Below are 16,680 nucleotides of genomic sequence, written 5' to 3'. Positions count from 1 at the left end.
TTCTCAAGCTTCCTTATCAAACCAGTTGAGTATCCAGCTCTTCGTTGAGTTGGGATGCGTGCTGTTGCTTGCGTCCATGTACAAGGGCAAAAACCGAGGGTACGAATACGAGCGTAGCGATTGTCGCGCACAGCAGGCCGCCGATCACGGCGCGTCCCAATGGCGCATTCTGCTCGCCACCGTCGCCGAGGCCCAGCGACATGGGCACCATGCCGATGATCATGGCCAGCGCGGTCATCAGGACCGGACGGAAGCGCGTCCTGCCGGCCTCCAGCGCAGCCCGCACGGCATTGCCATGCTTCGCCAGTTCGGTCTTGGCAAAGGAAACCACCAGGATGCTGTTCGCCGTAGCCACGCCCATGCACAGAATAGCGCCCATCATGGCCGGCACGCTAAGCCGCGTATGCGTGAAAAAGAGGAACAAGACAATGCCCGCCAGCGCAGCCGGCAATGCGGTGATGATGACAAACGGATCGAGCCACGACTGGAAGTTCACGACGATGAGCATGTAGATGAGCACAATCGAGAAGCCCAGCCCGGCCACCAGCGCGATGTACGACGAGCGCATTGTTTCGACCTGTCCGCGCAGGGTAAGAAAGGTTCCGCGCGGCAGATTCTTGCGCGTTGCATCGAGGATGCGTTGTACATCCGCGGCGGTAGCGCCCAGGCCGCGATCCTGCACCGACGCGTAGATGTCCACGACGCGGCGCGTATTGAAGTGGGAAACCACCGCCATCTCCGTGTTGCGATGAACATTGGCTAAGTCACCCAATGTTTCCGAGGGACGAGCCGCCTCGCTGCCCTGATTGCCGTAGTCGACGTTCGGCGGTGGCCCGCTCGCAGCGCGGTTGATCGGAGTGTTCTGAAGATCGGAGAGAGAAGTCAGGGAGTACTGCGGGGTCTGCACAACGATGTTGTAGATGTTGTGGTTCTTCCAGTTCAGGAAGAACATAGGCGAAATCTGAAAGCTGCCGCTGAGCGAATTGAGCACGCTCGTGGAGACATCGCTCTCAGTGAAGCCGCCCTGCGAAGCCTTCGTCCGTTCCACTGAAACATCCAGCGTTGGATAGTCGAATAGCTGCTGAATGCGGATGTCGGTCAGGCCGCTGATCTTCCGCAGTTGTGGCAGCATCTTGGTGGCAAGCTGCTGGCTGGCCTGGATGTCATCGCCTTCAAAGCGAATATCGATAGGCGCTGGCAGGCCAAAGTTGAGGATCTGGGCGGTAATGTCGGCTGGCAGGAAGTAGAAAGTAGCCTGCGGGAAGTTGCGCGGCAGCGAATTCCGCAAGGCGCGCACATAATCGGCCGTCGGGTGATGGTTCTCCTTCAGGCTCACCATAATGTCCGCATCGGCTGCTCCCACCGTGCCATCGGTCATGAACTGCGTGTTCATGGTGCTGTAAGGCATACCGATGTCATCGAGAATTCCGTCCATTTCACCCGATGGAACAGTCTGACGGATGGCGGCTTCAACCTGATCGCAGAGCCGCGCCGTTTCTTCAATGCGCGTGCCGGTAGGAGCGCGCACGTGCAACGTAAACTGACCGCTGTCGACCGCTGGAAAGAAGTCCTGACCCAGCCACGGCAGCAACACGAAAGCAGATAAACAAAGCGCGACGAATGCGGGCACAAAGAGCTTGCGCCATTCCACGAGAATCGCCAGCACTCCCTCGTAGGACGAACGAAGAGCATTGAAGCCGCGCTCAAACCCCTGCTGGAATCGCGCGAAGATATTGCGTGGATGCGCGCCATGATCCTTCATGCGCAGCAGGTAAACCGCGAGCGTGGGCACCAGCGTGCGCGATAGCACATACGAGGCAAGCATGGCGAAGATAACCGCTTCCGCGAGCGGAACAAACAGGTATCGCGCCACGCCGGAGAGGAAGAACATGGGCAGGAACACGATGCAGATACAAAGTGTGGAAACGAGCGCTGGCACCGCAATCTGCGCCGCGCCTTCGAGAATCGCTTCGCGCAGCGGAAAACCATCTTCGAGGAATCGTTCGATATTCTCGATGGTCACCGTGGCGTCATCGACCAGGATGCCGACAGCCAGCGCCAGACCGCCCAGCGTCATGGTGTTGATCGTCTCACCGAGGAAGCTGAGGATGATGACGGAAGTGAGGATCGAGAGCGGAATCGAGACAGCGATGATCACCGTGCTGCGCCAGCTTCCGAGGAAGAGCAGAATCATCAGGCCCGTCAGCGCCGCGGCCAGCACAGCCTCGCGGACCACGCCGTTGACCGCGCCTTTGACAAAGACAGATTGATCGCCAATCGGAGTTATCTTGAGATTCGGCGGCACCAGGGTGGCGATGCGCGGCAGCAGACCGCGCACGCCATTCACCACGCTGACTGTCGAAGCCTTGCCGTTCTTGAGGACGGACATCAGCACGCCGCGCCGGCCGTCACGTCGCACGATGTTGGTCTGTATCTGGAAGCCGTCGCTCACGTTCGCGACATCGCGCAGATAGGTCGTAACGCCGTTCTGCTGCTTGACCGGAAGACGGCTCAGCTCTTCCACGGTTCGGGGCGCGCCATTTGGGCGCACGTCGTATTCCTTCGAACCGATCTTGATCGTGCCCGAAGGCGTCACGACGTTTTCGGTAGCCAGCGCGGTCAATAAGTCAGTGGGCGCAATGCCTCTCGACTGCATTGCGGCCTGATCGAGGTTCACGGAGATCTGGCGCTGCTTGCCGCCATAGGGCGACGGCACGACTGATCCCGGCACCGTGATGAGCTGGGAGTGGATCGTGTTCGTAGCGTAATCGTTGAGCTGCTGCTCACTGAGGCCGTCGCCGGAGATTCCCAACTGCAGGATCGGTACGCTCGATGCGCTGTAGTTCACAATCTGCGGCGGCAGGATTCCCGGCGGGAGCTGACGAAGCATGAACTCCGAAGCGGACGAGACCTGCGCGCTGGCGGCAGCCAGATTGGCGTCCGGCTGCAGAAAGACGCGGATAACTACGATTCCGTCATAGGTCGTCGACTCGACGTGCTCGACGTTGTCGACGAAGTTTGGCAAAGCCTTCTCGAAGGGCGTCGTCAGTCGGCCCTCAAGCTCTTCAGGATTAAGTCCCGTGTACTGCCACGCCAGCGAAACCACGGGGATATTGATACTGGGAAACATATCCACCGGAGTACGCATGATGACAATTGGGCTCAGAAGCAGAATGAGCAGGGCCAGAACGATGAAGGTATAAGGCCGTTCGAGCGCAATTTTGACTATCCACATTGCTGAATCAGTCCCTCAAAAGTGTAAGTGTGCCATTCGATACGGAAGTTATCTGCGCATGATCCATCGCAATCGGGCAGACGCCAGCGATTGTGATTCGCGTACTGAGAGTCTTCTTTTGCATAACCTTGCACCCCAAGCCTCTTAATATCCCTAGAAAATCATCAATCGGCCTGACAGGTGCCTGACATTTTCGTTACAAGATATTGGATTACGGTTAGCAGCGCCGGGATTGCGGTAAAGTCGGATAGAGAAGCAGGGTATCCGCAATGCGAGGCGGAAGATGCAGATATTAATTGTCGAAGACGAAAGCAAGCTGGCCTACGCCCTCCAGCAGGGACTGGAAGAGGAGGGTTATTCCGCGACAGTCGTTCTGTCTGGCGAGGAGGCCTTGCGTTGGCTTGAGCGCAGCACGCCGGACTTGGTGCTGTTGGATGTGATGCTCTCCAAACGTAATGGACTCAGCGTGCTCCGGGAGTTCCGCCGGGACGGATTCCGGACGCCGGTGCTTTTGCTGACTGCGCTGGACTCGGTCGAGGACCGGGTGCTCGGGCTGGATGCTGGCGCAGACGACTACCTCGTCAAACCATTTGCCTTTCCGGAACTGCTGGCACGCGTTCGAGCCCTCATGCGCAGGACCACGACCACGCCGCAGACTACTCTGGATCTCGCCGACCTTCACATGAATCTGGCTGGACGAACAGCTGACCGCGATGGTGTCGCGCTGGAGCTGACAAGCAGGGAATTCGATCTTCTCGAATATCTCATGCTGAATCGTGGCCGCGTCGTCTCTCGTGAGATGCTCACGCGCGATGTCTGGAAAGAAACCATGCGCTACACTTCCCTGGACAACGTGATCGATGTGCAGGTTGCGCGACTGCGCCGCAAAATTGACGATCCCTTCGACATCAAGTTACTGCACACCGTGCGTGGAGTAGGCTTTGTACTCCGGGAGGAGTAATGCGGCTTTCCTTCCGTTCCGGCAATCTTCGCTTGCGCCTGACTTTGTGGTACGGAATGGCATTTTCCCTTCTGCTGCTCTTACACATCGGCGTCGCTACTTACGTGCATTACCGGCAACTGATCGCTCAGGCCTTTCATGCGGCAAACGAAGAGTCAGAAACGGTCGAGGGTCTCCTCTACCAGACTTCCGACGGCCGCGTCTCATTGAACGAGGATTACTTCAACCATCCTGAGATCCGTTTTCGGCTGGATCGCCTTCTCGAAGTGCTGTCTCCCGATGGAACGGTTCTCTATCGCAACAACAAGCTGCATGGGACGGAGCTCGGCGGCCCGCCGATTCCCAGGGAAGGAATAAGCTCATATAACGAACGCATGCTCAGGTTGAGCGACGGGCGCACGGTGCTGGTCGTGAGTCATTACCACCTGCTCAGTGGCCGTCCGATCATCATGCGCCTGGCCTTTGATGAAGCCCCGTTGCGGGCAACCGTAATGCGGTTTTTCAGCGTGCTGCTACTGCTTGCGCCCGTCACCGTGCTGGTTGCGGTGGCGGTTGTCTACCGCGTCACCAGCGCCGCGCTTTCGCCGCTCAGCACCATGGTGCGTCGGGCGGAACGGATCACCGCGGAGCGGCTCAGCGAGCGGCTTCCGGTGCATGATCCATCGGACGATCTGGGGCACGCGGCGCGAGTCTTCAATGGCTTGTTAGAGCGCCTTGAAGACTCCTTCTTGCAACTCAAGCGTTTCACCTCTGACGCTTCGCATGAACTGCGCACGCCGCTCGCCTCTCTGCGCAGTATCGGCGAGGTTAGCCTGCAAAAGAGCCACTCCAGCGACGATTATCGGGATGTGATCGCGAGTATGCTCGAGGAGGTGCGCCGGCTGACTCAACTGGTCGATAGCCTGCTGGTGATTTCGCGCGCAGACAGCGGCCAGCTGACGCTCCATCTCTCATCCTTCGCATGCATGGATCTCATCGAGGAAGTGGTTGGCGTGGTCGGTATCCTTGCGGAAGACAAGCATCAGATCATTCGCATGATCGGCGACCCGGAGATAGCGGTCCGCGCAGACCGAGGCATTTTGCGGCAGGCGATTCTCAATCTTGTCGATAACGCAATCAAGTACTCGCCGGCGGAAAGCGAGATTCTAATCGAGGTTCGGAAGATATCGGAGGCGCTTGTCGAGGTATCGATCGCCGATCATGGGCCAGGCGTCCCGCTCGACGAGCAGAAGCGAATCTTTGACCGCTTCTACCGCACAGACCAGGGGCGTTCGCGCGGACAGGGCGGCACAGGGCTTGGCCTATCAATTGCCAAGTGGGCCGTCGAAGTCCATTCCGGCTCGATTGGTGTGAGACAAGGTGAGGCTGGCGGAAGTCGCTTCTTTGTGCGTCTTCCCCTCAACGCTTGAGCCCGTTCATTCCTGTATATGCGTGAGTTATCCTTGCCGGGGGTGGGGAGTCGTCGCACCCAGTTGATCCGGAGGATTATTTTGTCGCGAAAGTGGTTGATGTGGGTCGCAGCGAGTGTGTTGTTGGCAGGAAGCATTCCTCCGTTGAGCGGACAAGCAGGGTCAACTGAAAAACCGCACGCGGCTCCAGTACCGAATGCGTCTGCCAGTACCATCCGCGTGGATTATGCAGGAGTGATTGGCCGTTCGGATATTGTGCTGGAGCGGCCCAACTCCGAGCCAAGCCAGGCCATGCCACTGGGCAACGGCCGGCTCGGTGTTGCAGTGTGGTCCGCGAACGGACTGACGGCGCAATTGAATCGCGTGGATACCCTGCCGGATCGCGTCCCCGTGGCGTGCGTCGAAGTACCGGGTCTCGTTTCGATCACCGGGGCGAAAGACTACTCCGGCAGGCTTGACCTGCACAACGCGGAGTTTCATGAGCGCGGCGCAGGGACCATCGCAACGATCTTCGTCGATGCGGCCAGCGACAATCTGGTGATCGACGTAACGGGAGCGAATCCCTCCGAGACACAAACGGTAAAGCTCAGCCTTCCGCCATCCCGTGTTCCTCAAGCGGAGACAGCAGACAACATCGCAATTTTGAGCGAGACATGGACCGACGATAAGCAGCCCGGAGCCTCCGGGCGAAACTTTGGCTCACTGGCCGCCGTAACCGCGGAAGGCCGGGATGTTTCCGCCCAGGGGACGGACAAAAACGCGGTCGCTCTTTCGTTCCGGCCATATCCGGATGGCCATTTTCGAATCGTTGTCGCTGCGCCCCACTTCGATGCCAACGCCGGTCCGGCGGTAGCGGTCACCAAACAGACTTTGAGCAATATCCCGCGAGACGAAAAGGCCACAAGCGCAGAGCATCGCAACTGGTGGCATAACTTCTGGCAGCGCGCCGGTTACATGAAGATCACCTCGCCAGACGGAGCGGGCGAGTACATGGAGAATCTGCGCGCCTTGTACCTGTATTCGGCGGCGGCGCAAAGTGGCAGCGAGTACCCTGGTTCGCAGGCGGGCGTCGCGGATATGTTCAGCTCGGTGCCCACGCATAACTGGGATCCAGGCGCTTTCTGGCACTGGAATCTGCGCATGCAGGTTGCGGCTAATCTCTCCGCGGGCGTGCCGGAGTTGAACGCGCCCTACTTCAATCTCTATCGCGAAAACCTCGGCAACATCCAGGAGTGGACGCGCAAGCATATGAAGGGACTGCCCGGAATCTGCGTGCCCGAAACGATGCGCTTCAACGGTCAGGGCATCGAGTACGAGACCTGGGACCCTGCTGCTCCAATTGTTGCCCTGAACTGTGATGCCGGGTTCAAGCCCTACTACAATGCGCGAACGATCTCCACCGGAGCGGAGATTTCGCTGTGGATCTGGCAACAATATCTTGCAACCAACGACCGAACATTTCTCGCGCATAACTTCCCAGTGATGGCGGAGTCGGCACGCTTTCTGCTGGCCTATGAATCCCCAGGAAAAGATGGGCTGATGCACACAAGCCCGTCTAATGCGCATGAAACACAGTGGGACATGCAGGACCCGACGACCGATCTCGCCGCCAGGATGGCTCTCTACAAGGCGACCATCGAAGCAGCGCAGACGCTTCGCAGCGAACCCGCTCTGACCAAGCAATTGCAAACTGAGCTGGACAGAATTCCGCCGCTTCCGCGAACCGAGGTAGACAAGCCAAAGACGCTGCTCCCGCCGAGCGCCGACGCAGCGGCCGAAGACGTGATTGCCGATTCCTACACGCCTGCAGCAGAGCAGCATAACGTCGAAAATATCGGCCTCGAGCCAGTCTGGCCCTACGACCTCATGGGAGATACTTCGCCGCTCTTTGACCTGGCAAAGAGAACCTATCTCCATCGCTCATATCCCATAAATCAGGACTGGAGTTTTGATCCGATTCAGGCAGCGCGGCTGGGAATGGGAGACGAGGTGCGCTCGACGCTCATTCAACTGACAGAGAAGTATCAGACCTTCGTGAACGGCTTTGCTAACTGGGGAGGCAAGGCCGGCGAATTCTACGTCGAGCAGCAGGGGGTTGTAGCTGCTGCATTGCAGGAGGCGCTGGTGCAGGATTACGACGGCATCATCCGCGTCAATCCCGCCTTCCCGAAAGAGTGGGACGCGGAGGGCCAGGTTTTTGTTCGCGGCAAGACAAAGGTCGACGTCAAGCTAGCTGAGGGCGCCACGCAGCGCGTGATCATCGAGGCCGGAACGACGGGCCCGCTAAAGGTCCGTAATCCCTGGGGAGGCTCAGCGGTGAACGTGATCGCTGGAGGGCATCCGTCAACAAAGCTCACTGGCCCGATTCTGGAATTCGCGGCTACGGCAGGGCTGCATTATCAACTCGCGCCCGTCGGACAAATCTCGCCGCCGAATACGCCTGTTACAGGAACTCCGGCTGCAACTCCTCGGCGGCTGGGCCCGGTGCAAATCGGCATCTTCGCCGACAGCCGTTAATCTAAACCACCCGCAGATGGCCTAAATCCGGATTTTGCGGAAATAGTAAGTTAACGCTTGACATATTCCTATATGGGAATGCAATATTTCATCATGGCTAGAGCAAGCACCACCTCGGATGCCTTCAACGCGGTCGCTGAACCACGCCGGCGGGAGATCCTGAGCTACCTGGCGACGGCCGAGCGCCCTGTCGGAGACATAGTGGCCGCCCTTCGTCTGGAACAGCCCTCGGTCTCAAAACACCTGCGCGTTTTGCGGAATGTAGGCCTCGTCCACATGCGCTGCCAGGGCCGGCAAAAGCTCTACAGGACCAACGCCGAGGCGATCCGCCCACTGCATGAGTGGGCCGGCACCTTCGAGCGCTACTGGAAGCATCAGTTGCTTCGGGTCAAGGAACGGGCCGAAGCCAAGGCTCAGGAAATCTCAGCAGATCTGAAATCACCGGAAAACAATTTCAAGGAGAAACTATGATTGCCACAGACCAGACCCTCGAAAATCTGACCCTGACGATTACGCAGGAGATCCACGTCCAGGCTCCTCTGGATATAACCTTTGCTTCGCTGCTCGATCAGCTTGGACCGTACAACGAAACACCCGACGGCAGGTCGCTCAGCATGAAGATCGAGCCATGGCCCGGCGGTCGATGGTACCGCGACCTGGGCGACGGCAACGGCCATTTCTGGGCTAATGTTCAGGCCATCAAACGGCCCACGCTTCTTGAGTTTGTGGGGCCACTGATGACCTCATCCCCGTTCGTCTCCAACGTGCAATACCGGCTCACCGAAGTGAATGGTGGAACATTGATCGCCTTCCGCCACACCGCGCTCGGATTCATATCGGACGATCACAAAGCAGGGATGAACAGGGGCTGGACTTTCATACACGAGTGCATCCGCAAGCGCGCCGAGGGATTGCGCTGATCGGCCCCGCTATTGCACGCGTTCATATTCATTTCCGAACAGAAGGAGAATCGATATGCCCGTAGCACAATCCGCTACATCCATCGCAGAGTCATTGCTGGCCGAGTTTGAGATTCAAGCACCCATTACGCGCAAGTTTCTGGAGCGCCTCCCGGAAGACAAACTGACCTGGAAGCCGCACGAGAAGTCCATGACCGCCGGACAGCTCGCGTATCACCTAGCGTTCATTCCTGGCGGCCTCGTTCGCTTCGCGGAAAACAATCCGGCGCAGGCTCCGGCAGGATTCAACTTCCCGCAACCGGCGAGCCGTCAGGAGATTTTGGATACGCTGAAGGAAAGCATCAGAACTGTGCGTGAAGTGCTGCCAAAGTTCGATGACGACGCTATGACCGAAACCTGGCGCATGGAAGCCGGTGGCCGCGAAGTCCTGGCTCAGGCGCGCAGCCAGTTCCTTCGCGACGTCATGTTTAGCCACTGGTATCAGCATCGCGGCCAGTTCTGCGTGTATCTGCGCCTTCTCAACGTGCCTGTCCCGGCAAGCTGGGGACCAAGCGCCGACGAGCCGCCGCCGTTTATGCAAAAGTCTTAGGCAGCAGATTCTTGCGGGAGGAAACCATGTGTCCAGTGTGCATCTCCGCAGCAGCATTGATTGCCGCCAGCCTGACCACGTCGGGAGGACTCGCGGCAATCGCAATTCGCAAGTTCAGCGTCAGGAACGTCGAAACCAGCAATCCGGCACAAACCTCATCCAAGGAGAGTCATCATGGCTAACAGTACGATTGAAGTTGGGCATCTCAATGTCGCCTCCCACGTCGAGTGGCTTGAGGCTCGCAAGGAACTCCTCGTCAAAGAGAAGGAATTTACCCGGCTGCGCGATGAGCTAAGCCGCCAGCGCCGCAATCTGCCCTGGGAACGGGTTGAGAAGCAATATGTGTTTGATGGGCCGAACGGCAAGGTCCCGCTGGCCGACCTGTTTGACGGCCGCAGCCAATTGATCGTCTACCACTTCATGCTCGGCCCCGGATGGAAGGAAGGTTGCCCAAGCTGCTCCTACCTGTCCGATCATTATGACGGCGCAACGGTGCATCTGGCCAATCGCGATACAACGCTGGCAGTCGTTTCGCGTGCCCCCATGCCTGAAATCGAAGCATTCAAGAAGCGCATGGGCTGGAAGTTCCAGTGGGTTTCTTCTTTCAGCAGCGATTTCAACTACGACTATCACGTGTCATTCAAGTCTGAGGAGCGGACCGGCGGCCAGGTCTACTACAACTACGGCTTTACTGAATTTCCCAGTGAAGAAGGCCCCGGAGTCAGTGTCTTTGCGAAAGACGCTGCGGGGGAAATATTTCACACCTATTCCACGTTCGCGCGTGGGCTCGACATCCTCGTGGGCACGTACAACTTCCTCGACCTTGTCCCCAAAGGCCGCGACGAAGACGACCTGAATTTCACGATGGCCTGGGTTCGCCACCATGATCGTTATGACAAGGGCTATTTTGTCGATCCCAACCGGTCCTACGTGCAGCCCGAAGTCGCGCAGAAGAGCTCCAGCTCGCAGTGCTGCTCCGGCGAGCATGATTCGTAACCTATCGATGAAAGCAGCCTCACCGAAGTTGGCCGAAGTTGGCCGAATTTGACCGGCGCAGAAAGGCCTGCTGACTGCGCCGGTAGCGATTCCTAGCCTGTTGCATCTTTTGCGTGAACCTATGGAGGCAATTGTGCGCGCGTTCAATCGGAATGACGAAACCGGCTCGCAAACAGAGAGTTCGATTCGACTTGCGGATCTCGAAGCGCTGGTTTGCGATCTCCTTCGGCAAAACCAGACTCTTCGCGAAGAGTTAGCGTCCTTACGGCCCAGAGCTACCGCATATGGGATCAGGACGCCATGTGAATTCGCCCGGCCCGATTCCGGACGCTAGCCCTGGAAGTGCGCCCACCTCAATAGCAGACCGGCAAGCGCTGCGCCGGTCAGGTCCCCCACAATCGGAACCCATGCGTAATCCCAGTTGGAGCCGCCTTTGCCGGCGATGGGCAGCAGAAAGTGCATCAGCCTCGGTCCGAAATCCCGCGCCGGGTTGATGGCGTAGCCGGTCGTCGATCCCAGCGACAGCCCAATCCCCCAAACCAGGCTGGCGACCAGCCATGGACCCAGTCCCGCGGACGGTCCGGTTGCCGAAACTCCGTGCGAGAAGATGGCCCCAGCGACCAGCACAAGCACAAATGTTCCCGTCACTTCGCCTAAGAGGTTCGCAGGCAGATGCGGAATAGCCGGTCCGGTGCAGAATATCCCCAATTTGGCGCCTTGATCCGGCGTTACGGCCCAATGTGGATAAAAGAAGAGCCAGGTCAGCGTGGCCCCGGCCATCGCGCCAAGCACCTGGGCCGGCCAGAAGACTGCCAACTGGGAGAAATCTCCCGTCATGACCGCGTTCGAGAAAGTAATTGCCGGATTCAGGTGCGCGCCAGGGCTGCCAAAGGCTTGCGCGGTAAGAACCCCGCAAAGTACCGCAATCGCCCAGCCCGTGACGACCACCATCCAGCCGGAACCCTCCGCATATGTCTTGCGCAGGTTCACGCTGGCGTTTACGCCGTTGCCCAGAAGAATGAGGATAAACGTTCCCATGAATTCGCCCAGTAAGGCTGAGTGAGGCGCAATTGGATGCATTCAGCTCCCTTTGTCCCGCTTTTCGGGTGTCTCGCGCGCCGGTCCGCAACGAGCGAGCGAACGGATGCGGATCTGTTTTGGTTAACCTCAGCATTCTCCACATTTAAGCGGGTTTGCGAAAGTCACGAGGCGACAGAAGCAAATGCGGCCTCAATTTGTCTAAGACCCGCCCCGACGTTTTACCCCTCGGCTTTCGTTGCAGCGCCGTCTGCGTCTATTGCCACAGCCGTCAAATTCGCTCGCAAACTCTTCCGGAGCCTTCCAGTAACCCTTTTGGACCGTTCCGGCCATTTACAATTCTTGAAGCGGCGCAGGTTTACAGCATTGATACTCACGGTGTAGAGGCAGGAACTGAGGTTCGCGTGGCCGTTGTTCACCAGAACGTCCATCCAGCTCCGATTTCTTTCGTTCTACGAATTGAGTAAGAGTGCGCAGATTGCGCTCAAAGCGACAGGATCGACAAGATTGACATGCTCCGTTTGGCCGTGAGGCAGTGCGGACAGTCCCAGAGGTTCACGACCGAATGAAGAAAATTGCCCTACTTGCACTCCTGTTGACCATCGGTACGGTCGCAGGTCGAGCCCAGGAAAGCCGTCAGGACGTTAGCATCAGCGGATCGGGTATTTTCGAGCCGTATGTCACGAGTTCCACCGACGTCAAAGTCGCTGCCAAGCGTGGCTTGGGCGCGTTGTTTAGCTACCGCTTTATGCTCACGCCCCGCGGCGCGGTCGAGGCAAACTACTCGTACTCGCAGAACAGCCTGCATTACGTAGCTCCCTCGTTCAACTATCAGGTGAATGCGCGCACGCAGGAGGTAACGGCTGCGTACGTCTACAACTTCAACTTCCATAATTTCAATCCCTTTGTGGAAGCGGGCGGCGGCGCACTGCTGTGGGGCAACATCCGGAATCTTGCCACGACCACGCTGGACGTCAAGTCCCAGACCACGATCGTCGGACTTTACGGCGGCGGAATCGCTTATGAAATCAGCCCCAGCTTCGATATCCGGGCCGAATACCGCGCATTCCTGTCCAAAGTCCCGAACTTTGGCTACAGCCCGCTCTCGACCAATCGTCTCTACAACATCAACAATCCTGTGATTGGCGTCGCGTATCACTTCTAATAAACCGAGAATCCGTTTCGGCCAGCGACCTCCGGCATTGCCGGGGGTCGTCTTCGTTTGTGGCCTCTAATTTCTCCGCGTCGCCTGTCTCGCGGCGACCGGAAGGATCTCTTCAATCCGCCTCAGCCGGTAAGCGAACGCGGCTTCCATCTGCCTCCGGACAAAGAGCGCATTGGCAAGCGAGCCCAGCGGACCGCCCGGCAGGCTGTATTCGACCTTATCTGAAATCAGCGTTCCATTTACCCCATCCCGGGTTTCGGCAACAATTCCGTGACGGTGTTTCCAGGAGCGGAACGGGCCTGTGAGCTGCTCGTCGCAAAAGTGGCTGTTCCAGACGAATTCGGTAATGCGAGCCAGCCAGCTGATCCGGAATGGAAGACGATGGATCGGGCGAAAGGTGAGGACCATCTCGGAACCCTCCCCGGCTGCGGGACTCTGGTATCGCAGCGCAGGATCTGGCGCAAGCGGCCTCGGCGGAGGCGCAAGGAATCGGGAACTCTCGATCTTGGCTTGCTGCCACTTCGGCATCAGGTGCGGAAGATTGCCTGGATTCGCGAAGAAAGCGAAGACCAGCTCGACAGGGAAGGCGGTCCAATGGCTTGTGCGCAAAGTCTCTGGCATGGTGAAGAGATTTTCTCCGCTGCTTTGGTTCCAGACTAACCCAGCGAAATGAATCTGCTGACAACGGTCCGCCAATAAGCCTGAAGGCACGATTGTGTAGCCAGTTTCCGCTCCGCACCCGGCATGAGTATCGTGTCGCGGCTGCCGGGATTAGTAGGAACTGCCCTTGGTCAATTAACGTAAAAGCACTCATTCCGATTTTTCGACCGCTCGGCCCCTTGGCAGCCGGCCGGCGAAAGTCCTAAATGAACGGGCGGCGGATAGAACTTCAGGAGCGAATTGCAATTGTCCTTGGCACGGGTTCGAAATCGAAAGAAGCGCAATCGCTGGCTGGAACTGATTGCCGTTTACAAGCTGCTGCAGGCCGCATTGCTGGTAAGCGTCGGTGTGGGCGCGCTGAAGCTCCTGCACAAAGACGTTGCGGATGTGCTGACCAACCTGGTCATGGCCCTGCACCGAAATCCGGAAGGACGCCTCGTCAGCTTTCTGATCGACAAAGCGGCGCTGGTCGACGACCACATGCTGCGTCGGATCAGCCTGTTCATGTTCGGCTATGCGGCGCTGGGGCTACTCGAAGGCCTTGGCCTGATGCTGGAGAAGGTTTGGGCAGAATATTTGACGGCCATCATCACCGCTTCTTTCCTTCCCCTAGAGATTTTTGAGCTGATGCATCGTGTCACCCCGGTGCGCATCGGCTTTCTGGTGGCAAATCTGGCGGTGCTGGCCTACCTCGTTTGGCATTTAATTCGCCGCAGGACCGTTTCGGGCAAGCTTTTGTGACTCAACTCAGTAAACACCAGATATTGTGTTCGTATGATCTGAAAGCCTCTCCCTAGGGGCGAATCTGCCGATCTTCTTCTGTAGCGACTCAACCTGCCTGAAATCAAGTGCAATTTTTCAAAAATCCGATGCGGAGGCAGGGAAAAGTCGGCTACTCTGGTGGAGATTTTTGGAGTGTAGTGGAGCAAATTCTTGCAATCTCGGGTACTATTAGTCCTGATCCATTCCTTCTGAGCGGTTTTTCGAGGGAGCGGGTGCAGATTCGAGGTTCGAGATGTTTCGCGGCACCCACGAAGCGAAGGTCGATGACAAAGGGAGGCTCAAGCTGCCGGCTGATTTCATGAAGCTGATAGCGGAGAAGAATTACGGCCCCACTTTCTTCATCACTTCGAGGGACGGCCAGGGAACCGAAGTCTGGCCCATGCAGGAGTGGGAGATCGAAGAGGCAAAGAAAGCGGTTCTGCCCGAAGACGACCCGGCCAAGATTACGTGGATGCGGATCGTGAACCACTTCGGCGGGGTTGTAGAGATCGACAAGCAGGACCGGCTGATGCTGCCGAAGAAAGTTCGGGAACGGTTCAGCTTGGTGAACGCGGAAGTTGTCGTCACCGGGCAGCAGAGGTTTTTGAAGGTACAGACGGAGCAGGAAGCCGATCAGGAGATCGCCGGTCTGCTGGCTCCCAAAGATGAATCCGCGAAGCTGATGAGCATTGCGGAAGCAAGGCTGATTCTGGCGAAGAGGGAATCCCCGAATCTCTAGGGATCACTATTCGCGCAACCCCCGAGGGGGATCGTATGACGCAAGATAAACGACGCCATACGCCGGTTCTTTCTCAGGATGTGATCCGATACCTCGATGTACGCGAGGGTGGTATATACCTCGACTGCACGCTGGGTTTTGCAGGCCACGCCAGCCAGATTGCGCGGCTGATCGGGCCTACCGGTCATCTGATCGGTTTCGACCGGGACCCCAAGGCGCTGGAGCTGGCATTGCAGAGATTGATGGCTCTTGCCGAAGAACTGGGGGAAAGAATGCCGAAGCTGACGCTGGTCGGCGAGGCATTCAGCAAGGTCGCCGAACATGTAGAGCCGGGAAGTCTCGATGGTTTGCTCGCCGACTTCGGCGTAAGCAGCATGCAGATTGACGAGGCCGAGCGAGGATTTAGTTTTCAGGCGGACGGACCGCTGGACATGCGACAGGATACGCGCCAGAGTCTAACCGCCGCACAAGTGGTAAATGAGATGGACGAGAGCGATCTTGCCAATCTCATTTACGAATACGGAGAAGAGAGGAGGTCGCGGAGAATCGCCAGAGCCATTGTCAGGGCGCGGCCGGTAACGACGACGGGGCAGTTAGCCCGCATCGTTGCAGGCAGCGCCCCGACCATGAAGTCCGAGCGCATTCACCCGGCGACCAGAACCTTTCAGGCGCTTCGTATTCACGTAAATCGTGAGTTGGATGAGATTCGCCAGTTGCTGGAGGCCGCGCCCGGCTTGTTGAAGAGCGGACCGCATAAGTCCCCAGGTCGAATCGTAGTCATCAGCTTTCATTCCCTCGAAGACCGCATCGCCAAGGATGTTTTACGGGAAGTAAGCGCAAAAGGCATCTGGACAGTGCTTACGCGCAAGCCGGTCGTGGCAGACGAAGCGGAGACGGATCGCAATCCCAGAGCGCGCAGCGCCAAGCTCAGAGCCGCCGAGATGAACGGACCGGAAGGCGCTGGGCCGAAAGAAAGAACGGAATATCAGGACCCAGGTTCGGTAAGGCAATTGACAGGATTTGCCCAGTTAGCGACGAAAAAAGCCGGGAAGAAGATAATCGCGCAGAGACCGGGCAAGAAACCGAGACTGCGCAAGTAAAGGGAGAGACGATGGCAGCCTATGTAGCAACCTATTTCGACAGTGGACGAAGCTCCACCCGGCGCATTGAGGAGCGCAACGCGCGTCTCTTTGCCGAGCAGCAGCGTCTGCGCCGGGGTGCCACGCTCGAGGTCTTCTTTCCCAAGCGAATCGACAATTCGCGCCTCGTGAAGGCTCCCGACACAGTGCGGATTCGCGAGATGCGCATCTTCACCGCAGCGGTCACGGTCCTGTTCTCGCTCATCATGTTCTACGGTTTGCAGCATTTCAGCTCCATCGAAATTGGCTACAACGTCGAAGCCAAGAAGCAGCAGGTTGAGGCTCTGCGCGAACAGAACCGGCAGCTTCGCCTGGCCGAAGCGCAGCTTTCGCAGCCCCGCCGCATCGACGCCATGGCTCGGCAGATGGGCCTCGTCGAATTGCAGCCGAATCAGGTGGTGCGCGTAACCGATCGCTTCGATGCAGGTACTCCTGCTCTGGCGCAGGTTTCTCCTTCCGCCGGAGTTCTGCCGCTTTCGGGCGCAACTCGATAAGGCTGCGCGGCGCCTCAACCTTAGGGACCGCTGTTCGGAGTACCCTGCGTGAACCA

Annotated in this window: 16 protein-coding genes; 13 read left to right on the top strand and 3 right to left on the bottom strand. The window is 58.0% G+C overall.

From position 1 onward, the window contains the following. Positions 1-16: 16 nt before the first annotated feature. Positions 17-3,235 (bottom strand): efflux RND transporter permease subunit, encoded by a 3,219-nt coding sequence (locus OHL23_RS20270; protein WP_263353783.1) that lies wholly within the window; start codon positions 3,233-3,235, stop codon positions 17-19. A 283-nt stretch (positions 3,236-3,518) separates the two neighbouring features. Here OHL23_RS20270 and OHL23_RS20265 point away from each other — a divergent pair, with 283 nt between their 5' ends. The 8 genes from OHL23_RS20265 to OHL23_RS20230 all read left to right on the top strand — a co-directional run bounded on the left by OHL23_RS20265 (position 3,519) and on the right by OHL23_RS20230 (position 10,627). Next, positions 3,519-4,196, top strand: coding sequence for a response regulator transcription factor (locus OHL23_RS20265; protein WP_263353782.1), 678 nt, complete (start codon positions 3,519-3,521; stop codon positions 4,194-4,196). Beyond that, positions 4,196-5,605 carry a sensor histidine kinase gene (locus OHL23_RS20260; protein ID WP_263353781.1) on the top strand — a complete coding sequence of 470 codons (1,410 nt, stop codon included), beginning with the start codon at positions 4,196-4,198 and terminating at the stop codon, positions 5,603-5,605. Before OHL23_RS20265 ends, OHL23_RS20260 begins: the two co-directional genes overlap by 1 nt. An 81-nt stretch (positions 5,606-5,686) precedes the next feature. Beyond that, positions 5,687-8,122 (top strand): glycosyl hydrolase family 95 catalytic domain-containing protein, encoded by a 2,436-nt coding sequence (locus tag OHL23_RS20255; protein ID WP_263353780.1) that lies wholly within the window; start codon positions 5,687-5,689, stop codon positions 8,120-8,122. A gap of 93 nt (positions 8,123-8,215) precedes the next feature. Next, positions 8,216-8,593 (top strand): ArsR/SmtB family transcription factor, encoded by a 378-nt coding sequence (locus tag OHL23_RS20250; protein WP_263353779.1) that lies wholly within the window; start codon positions 8,216-8,218, stop codon positions 8,591-8,593. Then, positions 8,590-9,042 (top strand): SRPBCC family protein, encoded by a 453-nt coding sequence (locus OHL23_RS20245; protein ID WP_263353778.1) that lies wholly within the window; start codon positions 8,590-8,592, stop codon positions 9,040-9,042. The genes OHL23_RS20250 and OHL23_RS20245 overlap by 4 nt, the downstream gene beginning before the upstream one ends. A 55-nt stretch (positions 9,043-9,097) precedes the next feature. Further along, positions 9,098-9,631: a DinB family protein gene (locus tag OHL23_RS20240; protein WP_263353777.1), complete on the top strand. Its 534-nt coding sequence runs from the start codon at positions 9,098-9,100 to the stop codon at positions 9,629-9,631. A gap of 26 nt (positions 9,632-9,657) precedes the next feature. Continuing rightward, complete coding sequence (locus tag OHL23_RS20235; protein WP_263353776.1) at positions 9,658-9,813, top strand: hypothetical protein; 156 nt, start codon at positions 9,658-9,660, stop codon at positions 9,811-9,813. Further along, on the top strand, positions 9,806-10,627 hold the full coding sequence (locus OHL23_RS20230) for a DUF899 domain-containing protein (RefSeq protein ID WP_263353775.1): 822 nt from the start codon (positions 9,806-9,808) through the stop codon (positions 10,625-10,627). Before OHL23_RS20235 ends, OHL23_RS20230 begins: the two co-directional genes overlap by 8 nt. A 330-nt stretch (positions 10,628-10,957) precedes the next feature. Here OHL23_RS20230 and OHL23_RS20225 read toward each other — a convergent pair whose 3' ends face one another. Then, on the bottom strand, positions 10,958-11,707 hold the full coding sequence (locus OHL23_RS20225) for an MIP/aquaporin family protein (protein WP_263353774.1): 750 nt from the start codon (positions 11,705-11,707) through the stop codon (positions 10,958-10,960). 523 nt (positions 11,708-12,230) lie between these two features. Between OHL23_RS20225 and OHL23_RS20220 the strand changes: the two genes are divergently transcribed. Then, positions 12,231-12,830: an outer membrane protein gene (locus OHL23_RS20220; protein WP_263353773.1), complete on the top strand. Its 600-nt coding sequence runs from the start codon at positions 12,231-12,233 to the stop codon at positions 12,828-12,830. Positions 12,831-12,896: 66 nt separating this feature from the next. Here the strand turns inward: OHL23_RS20220 and OHL23_RS20215 are convergent, their stop codons facing one another. Beyond that, a complete protein-coding gene (locus OHL23_RS20215; protein ID WP_263353772.1) occupies positions 12,897-13,451 on the bottom strand; it encodes an SRPBCC family protein in 555 nt (184 codons plus the stop codon). A 279-nt stretch (positions 13,452-13,730) separates the two neighbouring features. Here OHL23_RS20215 and OHL23_RS20210 point away from each other — a divergent pair, with 279 nt between their 5' ends. From OHL23_RS20210 to OHL23_RS20195, 4 genes are all read left to right on the top strand, one after another. After that, a complete protein-coding gene (locus tag OHL23_RS20210; RefSeq protein WP_263353771.1) occupies positions 13,731-14,231 on the top strand; it encodes a DUF2127 domain-containing protein in 501 nt (166 codons plus the stop codon). A 274-nt stretch (positions 14,232-14,505) separates the two neighbouring features. After that, positions 14,506-14,991 (top strand): division/cell wall cluster transcriptional repressor MraZ, encoded by a 486-nt coding sequence (locus OHL23_RS20205; protein WP_263353770.1) that lies wholly within the window; start codon positions 14,506-14,508, stop codon positions 14,989-14,991. A 35-nt stretch (positions 14,992-15,026) separates the two neighbouring features. Next, a complete protein-coding gene (gene rsmH, locus OHL23_RS20200) occupies positions 15,027-16,091 on the top strand; it encodes a 16S rRNA (cytosine(1402)-N(4))-methyltransferase RsmH (RefSeq protein WP_263353769.1) in 1,065 nt (354 codons plus the stop codon). Positions 16,092-16,102: 11 nt separating this feature from the next. Further along, entirely contained in the window at positions 16,103-16,624 is a 522-nt protein-coding gene (locus tag OHL23_RS20195; protein WP_263353768.1) for a cell division protein FtsL, read from the top strand. Positions 16,625-16,680 lie beyond the last annotated feature (56 nt).

Origin of the sequence: Acidicapsa acidisoli, assembly GCF_025685625.1 — a bacterium.
Taxonomy (GTDB): domain Bacteria; phylum Acidobacteriota; class Terriglobia; order Terriglobales; family Acidobacteriaceae; genus Acidicapsa; species Acidicapsa acidisoli.
This window is presented reverse-complemented; position numbering and strand designations above follow the sequence as displayed.